Below are 22,833 nucleotides of genomic sequence, written 5' to 3'. Positions count from 1 at the left end.
ACTTTTACATAAGAATTAATAGCACATTCATTCAATGTGAATTTTTTTAGAATCTAAATCTTACCATATCCTCACTACCAAGTCTTTGAATAGATTATATAGGTGGATAAATGCAAGAATACAAACTCTTCGTAAAACAAATTGGTGTGGTTGGAATAACCAGCATTCTTGCAAGCTTAAGCCCACTTATTCTGCTTCCTATCTTGACCCAAACACTCACAGCGCAGGAATATGGTGCATGGAACCAGTTTATAGTAACAATAACCCTGATCCCGGCCATAGCCTCACTTGGGCTGCCCTACACAATGGTAAGATTTCTGGCCGCAACCCGGAACAAAGACGAAATTCGGGAAGCATTTTACTCCATCGCATTTATGGTGATACTTGGAAGCCTAATAGTATCGTTAATATTTTTGATCCTTGCAAAACCTATTGCAGATCTTTTATTCCAGGGAAATATTCTTATTTCCTTTATTTTATCCTCAGCAATATTTTTAAACGGTTTGATACTGCTTCTTTTTGATTATTTCAGGACTTTTCAACTGATGAAGATTTACTCCTTCTTCACAATGTTGCAGGCATATCTCACCGTGATCCTGGTCGGTATTTTTATTGCAATGAGATACGGGCTGGTTGGAGCTGTAATTGCAGTACTTATCATCCAGATAATCACAGTTTTAGTAATGTACTCCATTATACTGTCCAGGATAGGGTTTAAAATTCCAAAGTTGGGTAATATAAAGGAATATTTAAACTTTGGACTGCCGACCATTCCAAGCAATATTTCATTCTGGGTGCTGGACATCACAGACCGTTACGTCATAGGACTGCTTTTGGGACTTTCATTTGTGGGTTACTATTCTGCAGGATACTTACTTGGAAACATAATATCTTTGATATTATCCCCTTTTTACACAGTTTTACTCCCCATTTTATCAAAATATTACGCTGAAAAGCGAATTTTTGAAGTTAAACGTCTCCTAAACCATTCCATAAAATTCTTTTTAATGGTTTCAATACCAACAGCCTTTGGTTTATCCATCCTTGCAAAACCCATCCTTCTCATACTTTCCACACCAGAGATAGCATTAAATGGATATTTTATAACGCCCATAATCGCCCTGGGCGGTATTTTTTTCGGAGTTTATGGTATAATATCCCAGATAGTTGTTCTTGAGAGAAAAACACAGATCACAGGAAATATATGGATACTATCAACCATCCTAAACGTGATACTGGACATTACACTGGGGTACCGCTTCGGGATCATGGGAGTGGCACTCACAACCTTGGGAGTTTACATACTATCCTTCGCTCTTACAGTGATCTATTCATTTAAATACATCAGGTGTACATTTTATTTCGGATTCCTGGCAAAGAGTATATGGGCATCCGTTTTGATGTCCATAGTTTTAGTTATTTCAAACCCCAAAAGTCCTTTAGATATCATTCTTTCCGCTTCAATGTGTTCTGTGATCTACATCCTTATTTTAGGGGTTCTGGGTGGTATCAGAAAAGATGAAGTCATTTTCTTCAAAAGTATTCTTTTAGATATACTTGTAGCTATCTATAAACCTTTTAAAAATCTGGGCTGGTTTTCAAAATAGAATGATAAGAGTTTAAATTAGATAAAATTAAAATACTTAACGTTACTCATATGCAGCAGCACTTTTATCAAATTCAAGATCGCAACAGATTATCTTTTTAGGAGGGGCACAAAAATGTTTAAAATATTTAAATTTGGTAAAAAAACTCAAAAGGAAGATTTAAAGAATATAACTCCAGAAAAAGCGTTTTCACTGGTAAATGAAAATAAAAATAACTCCAATCTAGTTATCCTCGATGTTAGAACCCCTATTGAATACGGGGATGGTCATCTTGAGGGCTCTAAAAATATTGATTATAAATCAAATAATTTTAAAAAAGTTATCGAGGAAATGGATAAAACTAAAACATATATTTTATACTGTAGATCCGGTGTTAGGAGTGCTAAATCTTATGATATTATGAAAAAACTTAACTTTACCGATGTTTACAACGTTGAAGGTGGAATAAAAGGTTGGATGAAAAAAGGACTTCCAATTGTAAAATGATTGTACGATGGATATCTTGAATTAAGGAATTGAATAAAAGAAATTGAATAATTAACAATAGATAAAGTAAATTAAAGAGATCGAATAGTGATAAAATAAGAATAAAATAGGAATAAAAATTAACTTAAAATAGTATATCTCAAAAAAAAGAATTTAAACGCGGTTAAACGCGTTTTTAACTATTTTTTAATAGTTTATCCTAATTAAACATTTTTGTTTTTAGTTTTATATTAGTATCTGCTTTATTACGCCATAATATATGGCTTAGCGTGATAATATGTGCACAGCAGCTGTTCCGCCAGTTCCACCGATGTTGTGGGTCATACCAATCTCAGCACCATCGACCTGTCTTTTATCAGCTTCTCCTCTTAATTGCCATACAATTTCAGCAGCCTGTGCAATTCCAGTTGCACCCAATGGATGTCCTCTGGCTTTAAGACCTCCAGATGGGTTTATTGGTAGTGTTCCATCACGTTCAGTGAAACCATCCTCAACAGCAGGCCCAGCCTGTCCTTTCTCAACAAATCCAAGGTCCTCCAGTGCAAGGAGCCCGTTTATGCTGAAACAGTCGTGAACTTCTGCAACATCTATGTCCTTTGGAGTCATACCGGCCATTTCGTAGGCTTTACGTGCTGCATGTACCGTTGAATCAATTGTTGTTATGTCATGTCTGTTCTGGAGTGCTATTGTTCCTGAAGCCTGGGCTGATGCCTTAACATATATTGGGGTGTCTGTGTATTTTTTTGCATCCTCTGCAGGGCAGAGTATAACTCCTGCAGCTCCATCTGAGACTGGTGAACAGTCAAGAAGTGTTAATGGGTCTGCAACCATGCTTGAGTTTAGAACCTTGTCCACTGTGATCTCATTTTGGAACTGGGCACGCGGGTTTTTTGCACCGTTTTTATGGTTTATGACTGAAAACATTGCAAGCTGTTCCCTGGTTGTTCCGTAATTATACATGTGTCTCCTTGCCATCATTGCATAGAGTGATGGAAACGTAACACCCTGTTGGGCTTCCCATTCCTGGTCTGATGCAGTTGCAATGGCTGGAGTTGCATCAACAACGTCGGTCATTTTTTCAACACCTGCTGAAATCACTATATCGTGAAAACCAGATGCAACAGCCATTATACCATTACGTAATGCCAATCCTCCTGATGCACATGCTGCTTCAACACGTGCACATGGGATTGGTGTTAATCCAGAATGATCTGCTATTAAAGATGCTATATGTTCCTGGCCAACAAAAAGACCTGCAGACATGTTTCCAACATACATGGCATCAAGGTCGTCACCTTCAATGTTTGCATCATCAATGGCATTCAATCCAGCTTCAACTATCAGATCTCTGAATGATATGTCCCAGAGTTCTCCAAATTTAGTCTGTGAGACTCCTATAATTGCAACATCTCTCAAATAAATTCCCCCATTTATTTAATATCCTTATTCCTTTTTGTTGAATTAACTTGTAAAAATTTAAATTTTTGTAAAATTTTTAAATTCCATTATATCTTTGATAAAGCTTTGTTTGATAAGCTGTTATCTTTTTATAAATTTTTCTAAAAGAATTAGAAAGGAATGGTTTAAGCCATTCTTAATTTTCCTTTATATTTAGCGTAAACTGCGTAGTCAACGTAGGTTTTAGTTGCAACCATGTCTCTTACTTTAGGTGCATTTTCCCTTACTTCATCTATCCTATCGTTTACTGTTATGCTGAATGCATCGCTTCCAGCACCAGAACCGTATGAAACTGCCATCACACGATCTCCAGGTTCTGCAATGTCAAGAACGGCTGCAAGACCAAGAGGTGTTGCACCGGAGTAGGTGTTTCCAATGAAAGGTGTTAATAAACCTGTTTTGTACTGTTCTTCTTTGAATCCGAGTTTTTTTGCAGCACGGATGTAAAATTTACCGTTTGGTTGATGGAAAATCACGTGATCGTAATCAGATGGTTCTGTTCCCATCTTTTTAAATAAACCTTTTGCACCTGAAAGCACATGTTTAAAATAAGCTGGTTCTCCTGTGAACCTTCCACCATGACGTGGGTAAGGTTTTCCTTCCCTTCTGTAGAAGTCAGGGGTGTCTGTTGTAAAACTGTAGGTTCCCTCAAAGTCTGCTATTGTATTTGCCTTTCCTATAATGTAGGCTGCTCCTCCTGCTGATGCAGTGTATTCAAGAGCATCCCCGGGAGCACCCTGTGATGTGTCTGCACCGATAGCCAGACCATATTCGACTAAACCGGAATCAACCATACCCATACACATCTGCATACCTGCAGTACCTGCTTTACACGCAAATTCAAGGTCAGCTGCAGTTAACTCTGGTGAGGCCATTATTGCTTCTGCCACTATTGTTGCTGTCGGTTTAACAGCATAGGGGTGTGATTCTGAACCCACGTAAACTGCTCCGATCTTTTGAGGGTCTATCATGGCACGTTTAAGTGAACTACGAGCTGCTTCAACTGATATCGTTGCTGTGTCCTCATCAGGGGCTGGAACTGATTTTTCATTTACAACCAATCCCCTTGAAATTGCTTTGGGATCGTCTCCCCAAACTTTTGCTATTTCTTCAACCTTAATTCTGTATGAAGGTACATAAACTCCATATCCTACAATTCCTGACATTATTATCACGACCGTTTAAAATAGTTAATAATCCATCTAATTTTCTAATTCTGTTTAGTAAGTGCTTTTATGTTAATCTTCTTTAAAAATAAAGATTACGATTTTTTAATGAGATTTTTAATTTAATTTTTAAATTTTATAAAAAGTAAGAAATTTATATATAATAAGTTGTTGTTGAACATCCTATATAAATGTTGGCATGGTTAATTATAGAAACCGAATTTGAAAGATTAAATCTTGATAATATCTTTAATAATCATTGAATAATCCATTTTAAACCTTAATAGCACTTAATGTATTTTTTTGAATTTATTTTATCTAATTTTAATTTTTTTAATAAAAAAATTGTAGAAATATTATAAAATTATTTTTTTCTAGAAATCATATCCATATAAAAAAAATCACCAATAATTTTCAAATAAAAATAAGTGTATTGAAAACAGAATAAAGTTTAAGTGAGGCTGTATGAATTTAAAAAACAAAGAGGAAATGAGAAATCTTATATGGGACACGTTAGAAAGAAAGAAAATCTCAAAATATCCTAAAAACTGGCATGGTAGGATACCGGATTTTTATGGATCGGATCTAGCCGCAGGGGTGTTGAGAAGCACCGCAGAATGGAAAAAATCGAGTGTTATATTTTCAAGTCCAGATTCAGCCCAAAAGAAGGTGCGTGAATACACATTACTTGATTATAAAACCTTGATCATGGCTTCACCCAACCTTGAAAGAGGTTACATCTTAATCCGGGCTTCAGATGCCCGTGGAAATGAGAAGATAGCCTCAACAAAGGAAGGAGCCTTTAGGTTTGGTGAAACAATCGAAACATTTCCAAAGGTGGATCTAGTTGTTGAAGGATCTGTTGCGGTTGATATGTCTGGAGGCCGACTTGGAAAGGGTAAAGGTTACGGGGATACTGAAATATCTCATCTTTTCAAGGAAAAATCCATTGATGAAGATACGGTCATTGCAACGACAGTTCATGAAACCCAGATTGTGGATAAAGTTCCCAGAGAAGTCCATGATCAAAAAATAAATATGATAATAACTCCTGAAAGGGTAATAGGAATAGGTAAAGGAAATTGAATAAGTAAAGAGCAGATAAAGAAAAGGAATAAGTGAATAGGCTGAAATTAGATAGAAATCTCAGAAAATGGAAGAGCTAGGATGGGAGATAAAGTGGATGAAAACCAAGATCATTTAAACGCACACAAAAGTCTTAAATTTTTAATTAAAGAAAGAGAGGAACCTAAAAAATCCAGTTATATCATTGCAGTTATAGTTAACCTTATTCTGCTTTACATTTTCAACAGCATTCCCCCATGGAACATTTCATTCATAACAGGGACGTTCAGGGATGTTTTATTGATTTTTAATCTTTCAGTCATCGTTACAATAACCGGGAACATATTATTTCTTATCTACAGCCAATCATGGTTCCGCAATGTAATGCAGGCTATTATGCATTTTTTAGGTTTTTTTGTGACTTACACCTTTTATGTGGTGTTCCCGTTTAATTTCAGCCAGGAATATGTGGTTTTTTCACTGAAGTTCGCTTTGATAGTTATAATGATAGTTATGGTTGTTTTAACCATTGTTGAAGTTTTAAAATTTATATTAAAGATTTTAGAACACTTTTTATATTGATTTTTTATATCGATCTTAGCGATTTAACATGTGATGAAAAATTAAAAATTAAATCAAAAACAACCCAAAATACCAAAAATAAACAATTAAATTATAAAAAACTTAAAATTCGCTTCATATCTAGCATTCCAACATCGTTAAGGTTTTTCATACCATATTTTTTGAATAATGCGTTTAGATCATAGGAATCCATGATCTCATTAAATTTAACCTTACTATCAACATCCTCATCTCCAGTATTTTTACCTGTTTTTTGTTCCTCCAATTCAAGGATACAACTTTGAAGCACATCTTCAGCATCTCCAAGTTCTAAAAGCTTACGGATTGTGGCATCGTCACCTTTTATAGGTTCATTAAATTCTACCCCTTCATAATAGAACCTTTTCAGCCTATTATGTTGAGATATAAACTTATAAATTAATATGAGCTGTTCTTGAAGTTCTTCCAGTTTTTCATCTTCCATTTCCATATTATTATCTCCATTGGACAATTTAATCTACTTAAATGAGCCTTCAACTTTTAAGGCTTTAAATACTATTTACAATTTATAATAGTTTTCTATTTTCATTTAAATATGTTTAAACATGATCTATGCGTTTTCATGAATACTTCAACGAAGATAATTTTGCTGATAAACTTCAATGCTGGTAGAAACCAAAAAAAATAATAATAATTCTAAGAATGTAAATTCTATTTTATTCCCACTCTATTTTTATCTGAATCTATTTTTTGATAGTGTTACCTTATTTTTAAATAAGTTTGTCCATAAGTCTATTTATCTTATAAGTCTATTTATGAATGGTTTATTCACCGCCGGTTATAATGTCAATTTCGTGTAGTTTTTCACGCTGAACCATTTCACTTCCATTTACACAGTAACCATTGAATATTTCACCCACATCAAGCAACTTTGCAATGTGACAGTTGGGGCATTCACATCCCTTTAAATCACTTATACATCCTGCACTTTTTCCAAGAACACAGAATAAACCTTCCATAGCATTTTTAGCACATTCATTGTACGATGGACAATTTGGACAGTTACACTGTGTTTTAAATTCCATTATGGCATCATCGCGATCCTTTTCGGACATTCTTATTAATTCACCAAGCCTTGTTTCGAATTCATCCATAGTTATAACCCCCAGTTATATGAATGAAATTTACACTAATTATTTATCTCTTTTTCATAATATTTAATTTTAAAAGATTAATAAAACTTCTTTAAACCATTTAAATATCCATAAAAAGAAGATTAAACCGTGCAAAAAATTAAAAATATGTTTAAAACCATTGAAAATTAAAAATAAGTTATCTCATTATTCATGTCATAAGTTCAAAGCAAACCCATAAATTAAATTTTAAATCAACTCTTCAAGCCTCATCTTAAACTCTTTCCTGTGTCTCTTCTCTTCATCCAGTATGTGTTTTAAGACCCCTACAACCTCTTCATCATCAATTATTTCAATTTGCTGAGTGTAAACATCTATTCCCTCAGTTTCTTGTTCTATCTGACGTTCCAACTGACTTTTAAGATTATCAGCCCCAAAATTAAGCTCTTTATGTTCCATGGTGGGTTTTCCACCCCTTGCAGTTATGAGATCTGCAAGCCACCACATGTGTCTCATCTCATCCACAGCTATGGCTTCTGTAACCCTGCTCGGGTCACATTTCTCCATGAGAAATGAGTTTTGGACGTATATCATTGAGGCTTCAAGTTCCCTTACGAAGTCTATATTCAAAAGGCGAATTATTTCTTCTTTCTCCAAAAATTAAACCCCCATTTGATTTTTAAATGAAGATAATTTTATATTAAAATTATATGATCCATTTATCAGTCTGATCCACCTTAATCAGTCACAGATACCTTTATCTTCTCCCTTTTCCTGTAAGCCAACCCCTGAAATATGGCAATTAGTTCTCCATCTTCATCTGTGATATCTATGGTATAAGTTGCAAGTTTAGGGTTTAAAGATATTTCTCGAGCCTCTGCAGTCAATGTACCCCGGCTTACGGCTTTCATATACGATATGTTAACATTTATGGCCACAGTTACACGTCCATGTGAGTTTGCTGCTACTGCAAAGGTGAAATCTGCCAACGTGAATAGTGCACCTCCATGAACCGTGCCGATGCCGTTTAAATGTTCATCGTTTATTTCCATTTTGGTTTTAGCCCCACCTTCTGAAATTTCCAGAAGCTTTATACCCAGGGATTTAGCAAACCTGTCCTTTTTGAAAAATTTTCTTATTTGCTCTGTTTCCAACAATTTGAACACTTCAGATTTTTTTTATCCAATTCTTAATATTCTTAAATGGTTTTTATATCAATGACCATGCACTTAATTTAAAATCTCATCAATTAATTAGAACTTGATTATTTGATTAAAGCTTTATTGATTAATCTAATTGGATCTAACGCTTTAAAGCCCGCAAAACCTTCTTCCCCTCTTTTCAAGGTATCGCTGGTGGTACTTTTCTGCAGTCCAGAACTTTGAAGCTGGAACAATTTCAGTTACTATATCATCCTTATATCTTCCTGAACCCTGCAGTTTCTTCTTTGAAGCATCTGCAAGTTTTTTCTGTTCTTCATTGTGGTAAAAGATCACAGAACGGTATTGTTCCCCAATATCAGGCCCCTGTCTGTTGGGTGTTGTGGGGTCATGAAGCTCCCAGAAGACATCCAGGAGCTCATCATATAATATGATCGAAGGATCATAGGTAACTTCAACTGACTCAGCATGCCCTGTCCTTCCGGAACAAACATCACCATATTTAGGATTTTCAAAATTTCCACCCATATAACCGACCCGTGTGTCTACAACGCCTTTCAACTGCCTGAAAGCTGCTTCAACACCCCAAAAACATCCTGCAGCAAAGCTTGCCTTTTTTAAATTCATATCATCCATTTAATCCCTCCAAATGGGATATTTTAAGGGCAGTTATTCATCTTAATAGAATTATCCCCCTTAACAGAATGTTATATCTTTTCTATCAAATTCTATTTACTAAATATATATGATTTATTACAAATACCTATTTTTGTAAAATAAAAAAAACACTTTTAGAACAGCAACTTAGAAAAATGGCATAAATCAGGATATTAAAATAAATCCTTTTTTAAGGTTTATCAACATCTAAAAAGGTTAAGATGTGTGTTCTCCAGTAAGAGAACTTTTACGTCTCCCGTAAAAATAATAAACAAATAATCCAATTATAAGCCAGACAACAAACCTTAAATGCGTCACTGTTGGAAGCTGGGTTATCAGGAAGAGGCAGAAGATTATTGCAACTGCAGGGACCAATGGCACCAGTGGACACTTAAACGGCCGTTTTATTTCCGGTTGCTGCCTTCTTAAAACAATCACAGCTGCAGATACAATGATGAAAGCTGCAAGTGTTCCGATGTTAACAAGCTCCACTATACTTGTTAAGGGAATAAAAGCTGCAATCATAGATACAATTGCCCCTACAAGTATTATGCCATTGATTGGTGTTTTATAGTTTTTATGAAGCCTGGAAAATGTTTCAGGAAATAGACCATCTCGGGACATTGCAAAGAATACTCTTGTCTGTCCGAAGAAGTTTACAAGTAGAACTGAAGTTATTCCGCATAATGCCCCTATGGATACGATTATATCCGCCCAACGAATTCCAACCTTCTGGATGGCAAAAGCCACAGGAGCAGCTGTTGATTTAAATTCTGTGTATGGAACCATACCATTCAGGACAGCTGCTACTGCAATGTAGAGTATGGAACTGATAAGAAGGGAACCTAGAACTGCAATGGGAATAGTTCTCTGAGGAGTTTTAACTTCTTCTGCAGCGGTTGTTATGGCATCAAAACCTATGTAAGCAAAGAATATGATGGCAGCACCTTTAAATACACCGCTCCAACCGTAGGGCATAAAAGGATGGTAATTTGCAGGATTTATATAATTTAAGCCTATTATGACAAAAAGTAGAATAACAGCCAGTTTAATTAGTACTATAACTGCGTTGAAGTTGGAACTCTCCTTCGCACCGCGGACAATAAGCCCAGTAATGAAAACTATGACAATGACTGCTGGAAGGTTTATAATTCCCCCTTCAACGCCAGGGGGATTGATGAGAGCTGCAGGTAGGGTCAGACCGAAAGATGCAAATACGTTAACAACATAACCAGACCAGCCGACCGCTACAGCTGCAACTATAACCAGATATTCTAGAATAAGGTCCCAACCTATTATCCATGCCCAAATTTCTCCAAGTGTTACATAGCTATAGGTATACGGACTTCCTGCAACGGGAATCATGGAAGCAAATTCAGAATAGCAGAGAGCCGTGAACAAGCAAGCCAAGCCCGAAATGACAAATGATATGACGATTGCAGGGCCCGAATAGTCTGCAGAAGCAATTCCTGTAACTACAAATATTCCTGCGCCAATTATGGCCCCAATACCCATTAAAAGCAGACCTCCAGGACCTAATACTTTTTTAAGTCCCTGATCGCCAGAGCTAACCTCAATCAGCTGGTTAAGGGGTTTCTTCCAGAATATTTTCCGTTTCACGGTATCACATCGTAGCTACTTCAACTATTTTAAATCAAAATAGAACCAATTGGATAACCATGTTAAATGGAATACTTATCATTTCATCAAAATCTCTTTTATATCCATTTTATTTGAAAAGATTATGAATTTTAGAAGTATGAATTTCTTTTTTTTTCAGTTACTTTTTACTTAATGAAAATTTAATCTTGATTGATATTTTATTTTTATTAATATAATTAATATTTGAAATAAAATAGGATATTTTAGAATGATTTTAGAATGATAAACAACAGATAATAAAAAAGATAAACAAAAATGGGAGTTTAAATGGGAATTAAGCATTAAATTAAAGATTGTTCGTTGGCCAGTTTCTTGATCGAACTCAAACTACTGCATAATGTTTAAATTGTGAAACTAAAAGAGATGTGAACGAGGGATGAAAAACAGAAAAGTTGCAACCATTCTCAACAGAATAGCTGATTTATTGGAGATGGACGGTGTGGACTTCAGAACAAAGGCTTATAGAAGAGCAGCTCATACTGTGGAATTTTTATCACGGGATATACAAGACGTTCGAAATGAAGGAAAGCTTGAGGAACTCCCTGGAATTGGAAAGAACTTATCAAAGAAGATTGAAGAGATAATCGATACAGGATCACTTGAATACTACGAAAATCTTAAAAAAGAGTTTCCTGTTGACTTTGAAGCCCTGGTTGCCATTGAAGGTTTGGGGCCAAAAAGCATCAAACTACTTTACGATGAGCTTGGAATAAAAAACCTGGAAGACCTTGAAAAGGCAGCAAAAAGACATAGAATCAGAAGATTAAAGGGTATGGGGGATAAAAAGGAACACCAGATAATTGAAAACTTGAAATTTGCAAGGAAAACCACAGGTAGGACGCTCCTAGGCCAGATCCTTCCCCTGGCAGAAGGTATTAAAAAAGAACTTGAAAAATCTGATGTTTCTGATGTTGAAATTGCAGGATCAATAAGAAGGATGCAGGAAACTGTCGGAGATATAGACATACTCGTTGTAACTGACAAACCAAAGCAAGTCATGGATTATTTCACCAGTATGGATGAGGTCGGGAAAATCATTGTTAAGGGACTCTTAAAATCCACAATACGACTTAAAAATGGAGTTCAAGTCGACATCAGGGTGTTCAATGAAGATTCATTCGGTTCTGCACTCCTCTACTTTACAGGTTCCAAGGAAACCAACATTGATATGAGAAAGATCGCAATTCGTAATGGCCTCAAACTCAACGAATACGGAGTTTACATGGATGAAAAGCAGATTGCAGGTAAAACAGAAGAGGAAGTTTTCCGAAAGCTGGGAATGCAGTATATTGAACCAGAATTAAGGGAGAACAGAGGCGAAATAGAAGCAGCACTTAAGGGTAAGCTTCCAAAACTTGTTGAATACAACGAGATAATGGGAGACCTGCAGATACATACCAAGTGGAGTGATGGAGATGCCTCAATTCAGGATATGGCCCAGAAAACGGGAAAACTTGGCTATGAGTACATTGCGGTAACTGATCATACGGGCAGCCTTAAAATAGCCGGTGGAATGGATGAAAATGGTATAAAAAGACAGATTAAAGAGATAGATAAATTAAACCAGAATCTGGATGAAATAATAGTTCTCAAGGGTGTTGAGGTGAACATAGATTCAGAAGGTAGGTTGGATGTGAGTAACGAACTTTTGGAAAACATGGACATCGTTGTTGCGGCTCTTCACTCTGGCTTCAGGCAGAGCAGAGAAAAATTAACAGGTAGAATAGTAAGTGCCATGGAAAATGAACATGTGAACATAATAGCACACCCCACCGGCCGGAAAATTCATTATAGAATGGCTTACGAACTTGACCTTGAAAAAATATTTGAGGTGTCAAAGGAGACTGGAACATTTCTTGAGGTGAACTCCCAACCCAACAGGCTGGATCTGAAAGACATAAACATCAAAAGAGCCATTGAAGAGGGTTGTAAACTTGTAATAAATACAGATGCCCATAACCTGGACCAGCTCAGTTACATGAAACTTGGAACATCAACTGCAAGGCGTGGCTGGGCAGAATCAAAGGATATAATCAACACTTTGCCTCTTAAAAAGCTTGAAAAACTTTTAAGTTAACTTTCAGGAATTGATGTTAAAGGGAAATGATTTCTAAGTGAATGATTTCTAAGTGAATGATTACTAAAGGGAAATGAGGTTAAAGGAAGATTGACGCTAAAAAAATGCTTTGTCAACTTGTTAACTCTCAACCTCATCATTAAGTCGGGATAGAAGTTTAGCTAGCGTTACAACATCTTCCCTGTTGTGCTCTATTATTGGGACCAAAGGCCCTATATTACCAGTTTTCATGTAGGTTTTATAGAAATCAGGTACCTGGCTACTTGGCACATCTCCTTCACGTTCCATTCCAAAAAGATGTTTTTCAAGTGTTTGAAGCCTGCAATTAGGCAGTTCATCACCCCATGCACGCCTTGAAAAATGCATAAGATCTAAATGGGGTTTTCGGATGTTTTGCTTAATACCGTAATATATTAACCTGTCTTTGATGTAGGGAACATCAAAAGTCTGACCGTTGAATGTTACATAAACACTTTCATCGTTTAGATGTGCCAGAAACGCTTCAAGAACCGCATTTTCTTCGTGTAAATCCCTTAAAAGATACTGGTTTACCTCTACATCTTCACCAGTGATTTCTGCAACACCTATTAATATCAGAGGCACGTCTTTAAGTCCCAGGGTTTCTATATCCATAAAAAGGAAGTTTTCAATTTCACGAAAACCAGATGAACAGAGCATGAGAGGATGGGATTTGGGATACCAGCGACATATCCATTCTGATATCTTTGAAGAATCACATCCATCAATGATTTCTAAAAATTGGGAAGCCTCATCACAGAATCTGGGATGTTCTGTAAGGTCCTGGATTGTATCATACCCATTTTTCCTTAAATTTTTCTCTTTTGATTCTCCAATACCCTTTAACAATTTTAAATCAGTTAATAATTCTTTTTTAGCTTTAGTTTTATTTATCGTGTTTAACTTTAATTTTGTATGGTCTGTGATTTTATAGCAAGGTCCATATTTAGTTTCAAACTCTTCACCTTTGAAAAAATCTTCAACAGAGACTCCTTCATGTTTTTTCAAGAGTTTTTCCTTTAATTTTCCTGCATCTTCATCATCGTAAAATGACATGGTTTCTCCTACATGTTATCGAATAAGTTTGATTGAATAATTTATATCTAAATTTATATCCTTCATCTTATTGTTTAAATTCTTTGTCCAAACTTGTTTAGACTTTGTATAATCTTATTTTACTAAAATTTCTTGTAAACTTTGATCTTTTTTGATAGTATGGTTTCTTGAATCTATATATAAGTTTTTATTTTAAATTTTCTTGTATATCTCTAAAATCCTTTTACTTTTCTAATTATAAGATAAGATATTTATCATTGAAGTAAACATATAATTAAACATATTAATACTGGAGAGTAATAATGTGAGAAAATATTACATATTTGCAATAGCCCTTGTGGCTCTAGTAGTTTTTGTGTCAGGATGTGCCTACCAAAACACCAACCAAACATCCCAGATACCAACAAAAACATATGCAGCTGGAGGAGTATCCTTTGAATATCCAGATACATGGAATCTTACCAGTTCAGTTAATGCAAACAAAACCATTATAACCATCTCGGATCCAGAATTCACTGGCAACAATGGCACAAGTGGTGATGCTGCCATAGTTGTTAGAGTAGCAAAAACCGGTAATATGACCATGGACAGCATTAAAAGTAGTTTATTAAAAAACTTAAACCAGACTAATGGAACAAGCACAACAAGAACTGTGAATGGTATAACCGCCAATGAAAGTACATATAATACACAAACCAACAATACAACAGCTCAAATCAAATTTGTAGACTTTGAAAAAGACAACTTCATCTACCTTATAATGCTTGCAACAGTTAACAAGGATGCACAGAGTCAGCAAAAGTACTATGATGTGGTAATTAATAGTTTTAAACCTCAGTAAAATTTTTTAACCCTTTTTTTATTTTAGTTTATTATAAAACAGTTTCAATAGTTTTAAGCAATTCTTAGTTTAATTTAATTTTAATGCATTTTTAACTTACTAATTGTCTAGCGAAAATACCACCAAAGCAAAAAAAAAGGATTAAAAAACTGATTAAGAAAATAAAAAATATTCATTTATTTCTTAAAATTACTGAAAATTCCGTAACTACACTCAAGTAAACTACAACTCATTACCGGCCATGAATTTATAGGCAAATGCTGCTAGAACAGCCCCCACAATTGGTCCAATTACATATATAGGGAAATAGACCCAGAGATTGCTTCCACCCAATAAAATATCGCCCAGATAAGGTCCAAATGTCCTTGCAGGGTTTATTGAAGCTCCAGTTATATTACCCAAAGTCGTAATTATCCCTGCAACTGTAAGACCTATAATTAGGCCCGCAAAACCTGGAGTTGCCCTTTTGTCAACTGCAACACCCATTATGGCAAGCATCAATAGGAATGTTCCAATGGCTTCGGCAACTATAGCTTGAATATATCCAATTCCAGGGAATGGAGCAGTTGCACCAAGTCCACCAATGGTTACAGCACCCATACCAACCACAGCAGCGAATAATAAACTGGCAACAGATGCTCCTGCAAGCTGGGATATTATGTAAGGAACAACATCTCTTCCAGGGAACTTTTTAACAGCCCAGAGACCTATTGTGACTGCAGGGTTTATATGGGCACCGGATATGTTACCCAATGCATATATCACAGCCGAGATTGCAAGACCAAATGCCATACCTATTGCAAACCAGTCCCCAAGACCTCCAAGGGCACCTATGCCAATATTGAAACTGTTTGGAGGTAAGGTACCTTTGGTTATCATAAGGGTTATGGCCGCAGCTCCAGCCCCTATAAAAACCAGGAAAAATGTGCCAATAAATTCTGCAAGGCACCTCTTGGAAAGATTTTTAAAGCCGGAAAGTTCGGCCATTTAATCACCACGCATTGCAGCTGAACATTCCGGGCATAAAATCCTTGGAAGAACTTTTCTCATCTTCTCAGCGGGGAATGGGTATCCTCCTTCCCAAACATCAATATCCTCTCTTATTACATGATCCATGCAGAGACCCATACCGCACACTATGCAAACGGCAACGGCATCTGTATCTTTACCTTCCTTTGCGCAGACGTAACATTTCATCTTAATACACCTTTTTACAAGTTATTTATGTTTTGATTTATTTTTACGCACCACATTCTGCTTATTTATACTGCTTCTCTCCACTGGCAGTAATCATGTCTAAAGTCCACAAGCGATGCTGAAGCACATCCTTTACAGACTCTTGCAGGGGATGCAGGACTTTCCTTGTGCATTGAAATTATGTTGGTCATCATGGTTGCTGTTACAGGTTCGCTTGTGAGTAAACATGGGTAATCAGCCAGTCTCATAAGTGCTGAGAACCTCACGGAAATTGCACAGGCAGGGTATGCGTAGCGCTGAGGATTCATTAAAACCTCATTTTTATGAATAGGATCAAGGTTTACTTTGAATCCCTCAACATCAGGTTCTAATGGTCCTTTTGAACCGTTTTTCATTCTTCTTTCCTTGTCCATGTGCTTCCAGCCCCTGTAGATCATGTCCATGAAATCACAGTTGTGAAGTTCTGCTGCTGCCCCACGTGTTGGGTACTGCTGTACGTAGTTATGGAACCTTTTGGTCAGTAAGTCAACTATCATGGGTGCGTTGAAGCCATCCAATTCAAGTATGTATTCAACTGAGCATGCCGATGAACCTGTTGCAAGGGCTAATGGTTCGTATTCGTTTTTGAATTTTGGAATTGCTTTGGTAAGTGTTGACTCCATAACATTGGTTGTGGCGTCGATCACAGCCAGTATCACATCATCTTTACACATGTTGTAGGTTGACTGGGCCATATGGTGTGATATATCACCAACACAGTATGCTGGAACCGTTACAATGTTTCCATAGTGGACTCCATCGTCCATAGCTGCTTTAACAGTTTTTTCCATCTTTTTTTTGTATTGAAGCATGTATTTATTGACATCAAATGATTCATGACCTGCAGCAGCCATTAGTTCCGTTTGAGCATCGATTGGATTTTCATATACATGTTTTATCATTTTAATTTCATTTTTAAGGGCATCAGCAAGTGTTGCACCCTTTTCTATTTCATCTGAAAAAACCTCCCCTATTCCATAGGATGTGTTCATACCCCATGATTTTGCCGAAAGTATTGCCTGTTTGTGTTCTAATGGAATGTCCACATTCTGGAGTATCTGGTTTACAACGTTGCTTGTACTTCCAGGTATTAAGGCAAAATCAACCACACACGTTGGGCCGTAAAAACCCCCGTACCTCCTTACAACCTCACGACCTATCAATGCTTCAGATTTGCCTATGGCATCTATAAATTTATCTACACTCATTTTAAAAGCTTCATCTTCCTTGTAGAGTATTTCAAGTACTGCAGGAGTTTGGTAGTGTTCCACAAATGGGTCGTCTTCGGGTCTGACCGTATCTGTGAGTCCGGTGAGTGTGTTATAATGTGCATTTACTGAATCAACGTGAAGATCTATTACAGACTTGCTTTGACCATCCGCAACCGTCATTTTATTTACAACATCAAGGTACGCCTTGGTATCCGTTACTTTGAATTGTCCCCCTCTTTTTTTTCTAATGGTCTCTAAATCTGCTTTTTGGGCCGCAATGGCCTCTTTTACCATTTTTTCGTATATCTCCGACATCATATCACCATTTATTATATTATGATGGTTCTTTATCATATATTTATCTAAATATGTCTAATCCCATTAAAACCATTTAAAAAAAGTTTTTAGTCAAATTTGGGAAATTTTTATCATCAAAATAGGTTTAAACATTTCTATTAAACCGTTTAATATCTAAATATCCTTAAAAATGTTTAAAAAAAGTGGAAAAATGTAATATTTAAATAAATTTATATATTCTTCTCTTAATAAATATAAGGGGAGTTATGTTATCAAATCAACACTGAAGATGAATTTTTTCGTTGCAAATTTAAAAAATAAATCCGTATCTCAAAGAAAAGATCATATTGGCCAGGATGATAATATTAAAATTATAGACATTCATCGGACTTAAATAATCAAAACCTAGAAATTAAATGAAATAAGTTCGATCAGAGCCACATCTTCATATTTAGTAGTTTTCACCAAATTAATTCCAAAAAAACATTAAATTTTCTTTTAATAACCTAAAAATCATTTAAAATAGATTTAGATAAATAAAATTTGAAATTTAAAGGGGGGAATTTAACTTTTAAAATAGATTTAAACTCTTAAAAAAAATACAAACCACATTAATATATAATATCTTATTCAGCATAAATAGGACATGGTGATTTATATGAATGAGCATATTAATGTACAGAATGATTTCTCCAGACATTTATCCCAGTTGCAGGACGAAATAGTTTATGGCGGATATTTAGCTGCGCTTTGCAGCCCGGCATTTGTTTTTTCTGTATCCGTACTTGCAAACATCAAAGTTGGCTTACCCATACTGGTCATAGCGTACCTGATTCCATTAATGGTTTACAGCTATGATTATTATAGAGATATGGATAAAGACATGGCCACAAATTCTGAAAGAGCCGCTTATTTTAATAAAAAGGCGAAGATATATCCTTTTATCATGGCATCATACGCGGTACTCCTTGTATCACTTTTGATTCTTTTCTCAAACTACGAACTGATACTTTTCATTCTGGTAACAGTTTTGGTGGGTATGCTTTACACTTTCGGGTTAAAGGGTATTACAAAGAAGGTTCCGGGTTTTAAAAATATTTATACCGCATTAACATGGGCAATTGCAGGAACATTTTTCATTCCACTGTATTATTCTATGAACTTGAACCTTGCATTTATGTTGATATTTCTTTTTATATTCCTGAAATGTCTGCCGAACATCATATTCTTTGATATCAAAGATATAGAAGGAGATAAAAAAGAAGGGTTGAAAACAGTGCCTGTACTTATTGGAAAAGAAAATACTTTGAACTTACTGCGTGGAATGAACATAATAGCATTTTTACCATTATTTGCAGGCGTTTACCTCCATCTGATTCCTGCTTTCACCTTGGTTATGCTGGTATTTTTAGCATACAGCTTCCATTATATGAAAAAAGCCTCAAACGCCAATGCAGATGAGATGAGTTTAATATCTCAAACCCTTGCAGATGCAGAGTTCATATTGTGGCCACTTGTATTATTTGCAGCCAGTATGATTCCGACGATCCTTACTTTATAATTTCCATGACCCTACTTTCGATCAAACCATTCAAAATATAAAAAAAACTGATAAATTTTTAAGCCCACCAAAAACCAGCTAAATAAATGGTTTAATGTAACCACGCAACTGAGATCCATATATTTTTTTAATTTTTCTTTTTTGGAAAATACACATTAACATTGATTTCCAGAGCAGAAAATGAGAGTATAAGAGTCCAAAATTAAACACAAATAAATTATGAATTTGCATTTCATATATTCTACAGTATAAAAAGATTTCATAACAGATTTTAGATTATATATTGATGGTACATACCGATCAAGAATTACAATAAACATCAAATGTTTATGAAACACAATACACAAAAATTTCCCATTGCAAAGCATTTAAAGAAAAATAAAAAGAGGAGATGTTTCTGTTATTAAAAACGTTTTCAGAAGGTTCCTTCTATAATTTAATTTCACAGCTTCAAGTTAACCCAATTCAACTCTCAGTTCTTTATAATTGATCAAGTTAACCTATCAACTTACTAACTATTTTTATTTATTTTTCAGATAACATAACCTTATACTTTTTAATAAGGCTATTTTTCAGCTTGATTTCTGCCATTAAACGAATTTAGATTCTATTTTAACTGAAAACCCGCAAAATACGCGTATTTTGCTGTTAGGAATCATAAAATTTATAATTCATGTTCTATAAAATATTACCTAAGGACGTATTCAATAAAAAAAAATGGGGATATGCGTGTCGTATTTTCTTGAGACAGATTTTCAAATAAAAAGAAATAGGGAAAGAAATCTATTCATCCTAATAAAAAGAGAGGATATAAAATGGCAAATTTAAGATGGGAAGTTGGATTTATTGACAGATAAAAATAGCGTTCTGGTTTTAGTGGACTATCAACCCACAATGATTAAAAGTATTGCATCGAGGGATAAAACCATGATTAAGAGCGCTGTTATCTGCGCAGCTAAAGCTGCAAGGATCCTGAAAGTCCCTGTTGTTCTATCCTTCATCAATCCTCAATATAACGGGGACGTTTTTCCAGAAATTACTACACTATTCCAAGATCAGGAAGTATTCGCACGGGAAGTACCGAGTTTCGATGCATTTGAAGATGAGAAAACCTGGAACGCAGTTAAAAAAACAGGAAGAAAAAAGATAGTTGTTTCAGGATTGTGGACCAGTATGTGCTTTACCTACACAGCACTCCACGGCTTGAAAGAGGGATACGAAGTTTACGGATTAATTGACGCTGCTGGTGATTCCACTCCAGATGCACATAAATACGGTGTCAAAAGAATGCTGCAGGCTGGAGTTGTTCCAATTACCCTTGAGTCACTGGTTTCAGAATGGATGCATGACTGGGACAATCCAAAATCTGCTGAGCTTCTCGAAGAAGTGTACTCAAAGTACGGTGCAATGATCGGACTTCAGTAATAAGGGCATTGTGTTATACAAGAATGAGTTTTTGGGAAATAAGACAAAAAAAACTTTAGAAGATCGACAGAAGTGCAATACATCCCAGGGATGTTAATATGGGAAAAGTTGACTATACCCTTGAAAATATGTTAAAATGCACCTGTGGTAAATGTCCTGTTCAATCATATAATGCTTGTTTTAAGGAAAGAACGGGAAAAATACAGAAAATGGAAGCAAAGGGTGTAGACACAGTTTCCCTGTTAGAACCTGAAGAGTTCCCATGGCTTTACTGTGCCACATGCAAGGCAACTTGTAGTAATTTCAGTTTTGAAGAAGAATGTGTGTGCAAAGACTGTGATGTCTGGAAGGAAAATGATCTAAAAGAGAACAACCCCACCAAATATTACTGCAGAGATGGAAAAGCCAGATAATCCCATAAATAAATTTACCTGATCAGAGCCCAAATTCCAAATAGTTCAAACATGCACTAAATAAACTATTCCATGTATATGTATGAGACATAAAAAGGTACTTTTTCACATTTTTTGATTTCTTGAAAATGTGATGGCAAATGAAAAGCTGTGGTGTTGGTTAATTTCCCAGAAATGGCCTTTGGTTCTTGACATAAATACTATTAAATGGCCCACTACAAAGAGATTAAGATAAATAAAAGATTGGAGTACAAGAAGAGATAATTTCAATATGTTAACTCCTAAATAAAGTACAAAAAAAGTTTCAATAACGCCCAAAACTCTTAAAAATGTAGCTAAGAGGTTTTATAATTATATCTTTATAAATCCTTCTTTACAAATTGAGGAGGATAATCCTGTTTTTATTAGGCATTTCAACTTATCTTTCTCTTTTTTAACGCCCGCTTGGTGTATTTGCGATAGATAAATTCAATTAAAAACACTGCAGTTACCACTGTCACCAACAATTCAATAGTTAAAGGTGAATTGTAAATCTGGTAATAAACTAACACTGTTAATGCAAATAGACAGCCAAGTATGGCAAGCCAGATGATATATTTGTTTGCATTGGTTTCTTTATGTACTTTAAGATGGGCGAAGTTCACTCCAGTATAGATTATCAGGAACAACGCACTGCCCATCAAAGCCACACTGCTCAAGTTGAGGAATGTGGTGAAAATGATGACCATGGCGCTGGTGATAACTAAACCTTCTTTAACCATCTCGCCAGGTTGTTCTATTAAAAAATTTGGGCAGTTCCCCTTTTTTTGCCATTAAATAACTTATATTAGCCCCACCGTATAATGTGGCATTAATTGCAGATGAAGTTGACATTATGGCTGCTATGGCCATTATAGTAAACCCTAATGTTCCTACAAATGGTTCTGCTGCGGCTGCTAAGGCATAATCAGCCGCTATAGAAATCTCAGGGATTGTTAGATTTCCTACCACCACCACAGAAACCAATACGTAGATCAAGATCACTAGTACAACTGCAATGTACAGCGCCAGGGATATATTTTTCTCAGGGTTTTTTATATCCTCAGCTGTATTTGTGATTAAACCAAAACCTTGATATCCTAAAAACAATAATGCAGATGCTGTCAATAAGTCAGTAACTTTCGGAAGGTGTGAAATTATTAATAGGGAAGGTTTTATAAAGAACAGCCCCACTACTGCAAACGTTATCAATATACCTACCTTTATTCCCACAATTAATATTTCTGATCTTCCAACTACTTTGGGCCCCAAAAAATTGATTGACATGAAGATCAGGATAATTAACGCTGCCAAAATAGTAACGGAGAATGATTGATATTTAGGCAGGAAAGTGGCAGCATAGCTTCCAAAAGCCTCTGCATAAACACTAAGGGCGAAAATGTATCCGATCCATAAAAGAAAAGTAAATCCTCCACTCAGAATACCATCACCAAATCCCCTCAATAAAAATTCTACAGGTCCTCCTGCAGATGGATATCTGGTTCCTAACTTGGCGTAGGAATAGGTGCTGAGGATTGCAATCGCGCCTCCAATTAAAAAAGATATATAAATTAAATTACCAGTTATAGTGGTTGCAATACCCAAAATAGAAAAAATGCCCGCCCCGATCATACCACCCACTCCAATGGCAACGGCAGACCATATACCAATAGGTTTTACATCTGGAGCATCTTTACTCATACTAATCAAATATTTCTAATGATT

23 protein-coding genes are annotated in these 22,833 nt (G+C 35.6%); 9 read left to right on the top strand and 14 right to left on the bottom strand.

Features of this window, described 5'->3' with window-relative positions; translation table 11 throughout:
- The first annotated feature begins 110 nt into the window (after nucleotides 1-110).
- Both MSWAN_RS04485 and MSWAN_RS04480 read left to right on the top strand, forming a co-directional pair.
- A complete protein-coding gene (locus tag MSWAN_RS04485; protein ID WP_013825424.1) occupies nucleotides 111-1,607 on the top strand; it encodes an oligosaccharide flippase family protein in 1,497 nt (498 codons plus the stop codon).
- A 114-nt stretch (nucleotides 1,608-1,721) separates the two neighbouring features.
- A complete protein-coding gene (locus MSWAN_RS04480; RefSeq protein ID WP_013825423.1) occupies nucleotides 1,722-2,093 on the top strand; it encodes a rhodanese-like domain-containing protein in 372 nt (123 codons plus the stop codon).
- A 264-nt stretch (nucleotides 2,094-2,357) separates the two neighbouring features.
- On the opposite strand, the gene MSWAN_RS04475 is transcribed toward MSWAN_RS04480, so the two are convergent.
- Nucleotides 2,358-3,509, bottom strand: a complete 1,152-nt coding sequence (locus tag MSWAN_RS04475; protein ID WP_013825422.1) for a thiolase domain-containing protein — start codon at nucleotides 3,507-3,509, stop codon at nucleotides 2,358-2,360.
- Nucleotides 3,510-3,676: 167 nt separating this feature from the next.
- Complete coding sequence (locus MSWAN_RS04470) at nucleotides 3,677-4,717, bottom strand: hydroxymethylglutaryl-CoA synthase (protein WP_013825421.1); 1,041 nt, start codon at nucleotides 4,715-4,717, stop codon at nucleotides 3,677-3,679.
- Between the two features lie 465 nt (nucleotides 4,718-5,182).
- Here MSWAN_RS04470 and MSWAN_RS04465 point away from each other — a divergent pair, with 465 nt between their 5' ends.
- Nucleotides 5,183-5,803, top strand: a complete 621-nt coding sequence (locus MSWAN_RS04465) for a 5-formyltetrahydrofolate cyclo-ligase (protein WP_013825420.1) — start codon at nucleotides 5,183-5,185, stop codon at nucleotides 5,801-5,803.
- 93 nt (nucleotides 5,804-5,896) lie between these two features.
- Nucleotides 5,897-6,364, top strand: a complete 468-nt coding sequence (locus tag MSWAN_RS04460) for a hypothetical protein (RefSeq protein ID WP_227716994.1) — start codon at nucleotides 5,897-5,899, stop codon at nucleotides 6,362-6,364.
- A 91-nt stretch (nucleotides 6,365-6,455) separates the two neighbouring features.
- Here the strand turns inward: MSWAN_RS04460 and MSWAN_RS04455 are convergent, their stop codons facing one another.
- The 6 genes from MSWAN_RS04455 to MSWAN_RS04430 all read right to left on the bottom strand — a co-directional run bounded on the left by MSWAN_RS04455 (nucleotide 6,456) and on the right by MSWAN_RS04430 (nucleotide 10,913).
- A complete protein-coding gene (locus MSWAN_RS04455) occupies nucleotides 6,456-6,833 on the bottom strand; it encodes a hypothetical protein (RefSeq protein WP_013825418.1) in 378 nt (125 codons plus the stop codon).
- Nucleotides 6,834-7,167: 334 nt separating this feature from the next.
- Nucleotides 7,168-7,497, bottom strand: a complete 330-nt coding sequence (locus MSWAN_RS04450) for a DUF2769 domain-containing protein (protein ID WP_013825417.1) — start codon at nucleotides 7,495-7,497, stop codon at nucleotides 7,168-7,170.
- A 228-nt stretch (nucleotides 7,498-7,725) separates the two neighbouring features.
- Entirely contained in the window at nucleotides 7,726-8,133 is a 408-nt protein-coding gene (locus MSWAN_RS04445; protein ID WP_013825416.1) for a ferritin-like domain-containing protein, read from the bottom strand.
- Between the two features lie 80 nt (nucleotides 8,134-8,213).
- The gene (locus MSWAN_RS04440) at nucleotides 8,214-8,642 is read right to left on the bottom strand and encodes a PaaI family thioesterase (RefSeq protein ID WP_394295794.1); all 429 of its coding nucleotides are present in this window, start codon (nucleotides 8,640-8,642) and stop codon (nucleotides 8,214-8,216) included.
- A gap of 144 nt (nucleotides 8,643-8,786) precedes the next feature.
- Nucleotides 8,787-9,272 carry a peptide-methionine (S)-S-oxide reductase MsrA gene (msrA, locus tag MSWAN_RS04435; RefSeq protein WP_013825414.1) on the bottom strand — a complete coding sequence of 162 codons (486 nt, stop codon included), beginning with the start codon at nucleotides 9,270-9,272 and terminating at the stop codon, nucleotides 8,787-8,789.
- A 237-nt stretch (nucleotides 9,273-9,509) separates the two neighbouring features.
- Nucleotides 9,510-10,913 carry an amino acid permease gene (locus MSWAN_RS04430; RefSeq protein ID WP_013825413.1) on the bottom strand — a complete coding sequence of 468 codons (1,404 nt, stop codon included), beginning with the start codon at nucleotides 10,911-10,913 and terminating at the stop codon, nucleotides 9,510-9,512.
- Between the two features lie 418 nt (nucleotides 10,914-11,331).
- Here MSWAN_RS04430 and polX point away from each other — a divergent pair, with 418 nt between their 5' ends.
- Nucleotides 11,332-13,032 (top strand): DNA polymerase/3'-5' exonuclease PolX, encoded by a 1,701-nt coding sequence (gene polX / locus MSWAN_RS04425; RefSeq protein WP_013825412.1) that lies wholly within the window; start codon nucleotides 11,332-11,334, stop codon nucleotides 13,030-13,032.
- A 120-nt stretch (nucleotides 13,033-13,152) separates the two neighbouring features.
- Here polX and MSWAN_RS04420 read toward each other — a convergent pair whose 3' ends face one another.
- The gene (locus tag MSWAN_RS04420) at nucleotides 13,153-14,106 is read right to left on the bottom strand and encodes a ribonuclease H-like domain-containing protein (protein WP_013825411.1); all 954 of its coding nucleotides are present in this window, start codon (nucleotides 14,104-14,106) and stop codon (nucleotides 13,153-13,155) included.
- Nucleotides 14,107-14,410: 304 nt separating this feature from the next.
- Between MSWAN_RS04420 and MSWAN_RS04415 the strand changes: the two genes are divergently transcribed.
- A complete protein-coding gene (locus MSWAN_RS04415; RefSeq protein ID WP_013825410.1) occupies nucleotides 14,411-14,947 on the top strand; it encodes a PsbP-related protein in 537 nt (178 codons plus the stop codon).
- A gap of 222 nt (nucleotides 14,948-15,169) precedes the next feature.
- Here MSWAN_RS04415 and MSWAN_RS04410 read toward each other — a convergent pair whose 3' ends face one another.
- The 3 genes from MSWAN_RS04410 to MSWAN_RS04400 all read right to left on the bottom strand — a co-directional run bounded on the left by MSWAN_RS04410 (nucleotide 15,170) and on the right by MSWAN_RS04400 (nucleotide 17,709).
- Nucleotides 15,170-15,934, bottom strand: coding sequence for an MIP/aquaporin family protein (locus MSWAN_RS04410; RefSeq protein ID WP_013825409.1), 765 nt, complete (start codon nucleotides 15,932-15,934; stop codon nucleotides 15,170-15,172).
- A complete protein-coding gene (locus tag MSWAN_RS04405) occupies nucleotides 15,935-16,144 on the bottom strand; it encodes a DUF2180 family protein (RefSeq protein ID WP_013825408.1) in 210 nt (69 codons plus the stop codon).
- Between the two features lie 65 nt (nucleotides 16,145-16,209).
- A complete protein-coding gene (locus MSWAN_RS04400; protein WP_048187910.1) occupies nucleotides 16,210-17,709 on the bottom strand; it encodes a DUF2193 domain-containing protein in 1,500 nt (499 codons plus the stop codon).
- A gap of 640 nt (nucleotides 17,710-18,349) precedes the next feature.
- On the opposite strand from MSWAN_RS04400, the gene MSWAN_RS04395 reads away from it, so the two are divergent.
- From MSWAN_RS04395 to MSWAN_RS04385, 3 genes are all read left to right on the top strand, one after another.
- Nucleotides 18,350-19,252, top strand: coding sequence for a UbiA family prenyltransferase (locus MSWAN_RS04395; RefSeq protein ID WP_161597486.1), 903 nt, complete (start codon nucleotides 18,350-18,352; stop codon nucleotides 19,250-19,252).
- 846 nt (nucleotides 19,253-20,098) lie between these two features.
- Nucleotides 20,099-20,677 (top strand): isochorismatase family protein, encoded by a 579-nt coding sequence (locus MSWAN_RS04390; protein ID WP_227716993.1) that lies wholly within the window; start codon nucleotides 20,099-20,101, stop codon nucleotides 20,675-20,677.
- A 98-nt stretch (nucleotides 20,678-20,775) separates the two neighbouring features.
- Nucleotides 20,776-21,090 (top strand): DUF2769 domain-containing protein, encoded by a 315-nt coding sequence (locus MSWAN_RS04385; RefSeq protein ID WP_013825404.1) that lies wholly within the window; start codon nucleotides 20,776-20,778, stop codon nucleotides 21,088-21,090.
- Between the two features lie 413 nt (nucleotides 21,091-21,503).
- Here the strand turns inward: MSWAN_RS04385 and MSWAN_RS13050 are convergent, their stop codons facing one another.
- The gene (locus MSWAN_RS13050) at nucleotides 21,504-21,851 is read right to left on the bottom strand and encodes a hypothetical protein (protein WP_227716991.1); all 348 of its coding nucleotides are present in this window, start codon (nucleotides 21,849-21,851) and stop codon (nucleotides 21,504-21,506) included.
- On the bottom strand, nucleotides 21,844-22,809 hold the full coding sequence (locus MSWAN_RS04380; RefSeq protein WP_227716990.1) for an APC family permease: 966 nt from the start codon (nucleotides 22,807-22,809) through the stop codon (nucleotides 21,844-21,846). Before MSWAN_RS04380 ends, MSWAN_RS13050 begins: the two co-directional genes overlap by 8 nt.
- Nucleotides 22,810-22,833: the final 24 nt, after the last annotated feature.

It is taken from the genome of Methanobacterium paludis (genome assembly GCF_000214725.1).
GTDB lineage: Archaea > Methanobacteriota > Methanobacteria > Methanobacteriales > Methanobacteriaceae > Methanobacterium_C > Methanobacterium_C paludis.
This window is presented reverse-complemented; position numbering and strand designations above follow the sequence as displayed.

Coding starts and splice junctions, on each gene's coding strand:
- MSWAN_RS04410 (WP_013825409.1), bottom strand. CDS start 15,934: ATGGCCGAACTTTCCGGCTTTAAAAATCTTTCCAAGAGGTGCCTTGCA.
- MSWAN_RS04470 (WP_013825421.1), bottom strand. CDS start 4,717: ATGTCAGGAATTGTAGGATATGGAGTTTATGTACCTTCATACAGAATT.
- MSWAN_RS04380 (WP_227716990.1), bottom strand. CDS start 22,809: ATGAGTAAAGATGCTCCAGATGTAAAACCTATTGGTATATGGTCTGCC.
- MSWAN_RS04485 (WP_013825424.1), top strand. CDS start 111: ATGCAAGAATACAAACTCTTCGTAAAACAAATTGGTGTGGTTGGAATA.
- MSWAN_RS13050 (WP_227716991.1), bottom strand. CDS start 21,851: ATGGTTAAAGAAGGTTTAGTTATCACCAGCGCCATGGTCATCATTTTC.
- MSWAN_RS04480 (WP_013825423.1), top strand. CDS start 1,722: ATGTTTAAAATATTTAAATTTGGTAAAAAAACTCAAAAGGAAGATTTA.
- MSWAN_RS04455 (WP_013825418.1), bottom strand. CDS start 6,833: ATGGAAATGGAAGATGAAAAACTGGAAGAACTTCAAGAACAGCTCATA.
- MSWAN_RS04405 (WP_013825408.1), bottom strand. CDS start 16,144: ATGAAATGTTACGTCTGCGCAAAGGAAGGTAAAGATACAGATGCCGTT.
- MSWAN_RS04385 (WP_013825404.1), top strand. CDS start 20,776: ATGGGAAAAGTTGACTATACCCTTGAAAATATGTTAAAATGCACCTGT.
- MSWAN_RS04450 (WP_013825417.1), bottom strand. CDS start 7,497: ATGGATGAATTCGAAACAAGGCTTGGTGAATTAATAAGAATGTCCGAA.
- msrA (WP_013825414.1), bottom strand. CDS start 9,272: ATGGATGATATGAATTTAAAAAAGGCAAGCTTTGCTGCAGGATGTTTT.
- MSWAN_RS04395 (WP_161597486.1), top strand. CDS start 18,350: ATGAATGAGCATATTAATGTACAGAATGATTTCTCCAGACATTTATCC.
- MSWAN_RS04420 (WP_013825411.1), bottom strand. CDS start 14,106: ATGTCATTTTACGATGATGAAGATGCAGGAAAATTAAAGGAAAAACTC.
- polX (WP_013825412.1), top strand. CDS start 11,332: ATGAAAAACAGAAAAGTTGCAACCATTCTCAACAGAATAGCTGATTTA.
- MSWAN_RS04400 (WP_048187910.1), bottom strand. CDS start 17,709: ATGTCGGAGATATACGAAAAAATGGTAAAAGAGGCCATTGCGGCCCAA.
- MSWAN_RS04465 (WP_013825420.1), top strand. CDS start 5,183: ATGAATTTAAAAAACAAAGAGGAAATGAGAAATCTTATATGGGACACG.